This is a genomic window from Rhodoferax sp. GW821-FHT07G04, from assembly GCF_059418585.1.
On sequence record NZ_JBWKQD010000031.1, the window covers coordinates 1 to 744 of the forward strand.

1 protein-coding gene is annotated in these 744 nt (G+C 53.8%); it reads right to left on the bottom strand.

The features are described from left to right. The coding region (locus AC07OO_RS25575) for an Ig-like domain repeat protein (protein ID WP_495084996.1) at window positions 1-733 on the bottom strand (733 nt) is incomplete at its 3' end. Window positions 734-744 lie beyond the last annotated feature (11 nt).

Here is a 744-nt window from a genome sequence, read left to right on the forward strand (position 1 = left end):
CAATGGTGCTGGCGGCTGAAGCCGCGCTGGCATTAAAGCCATCGCCACTGTAGGCGGCTGTAATGCTGGAATTGCCTACGTTGGTCAGCGCATTGGTCGTGAGGGTGGCAACACCGTTGGTTACGGTGCCGGTCCCAATGGCGGTTTGGCCGTTGTAGAAGGTGACCGTGCCTGCGTTGCCATTGGTCGCTGGTGTCGTCTGGCCGGAGAAGCCCAGTATGTTGACTTGATCGCCGCTAATGTAAAACGATGAATCTAGATACAGTGGCTGCGTAATGGCCGTAGCCACAGAACGCAACACAGTATCGTTCTTCCAATAGCGAACCGTACCGCCATCGTATGTAACGCTGAGTACATCATTACTCGTACAAGTGCCAAGATATGCCGCCTGAGCACCGTTCTCATAAGCATACATGGTACCGCTGGAACAATAAAACGCCCAATCAATACTGGTGTAATTATTGTCAGTGGCAGGGTCCGTGTTTAGACCCACCATTGAATTACTGGCGTTCGTCTTGAAACTAACGCTGGCCCCACCGACATACCCTACCGAGCTGCGAACGGAGTTGTCCCAACCAGTTCCAGCTATCTTGGTCACAGTATTGCCTGAAACAGTCATTCCAGAACTAGCCACCGTACCAATGGAGCTGAGGTCACGCAGGCCGCCCACATTGGCCGTCAAGGTCACTTGGTTGCCCGCATTGATGCTATTGGCCGAGCTGCTCAGACTCACACTGACCGGCG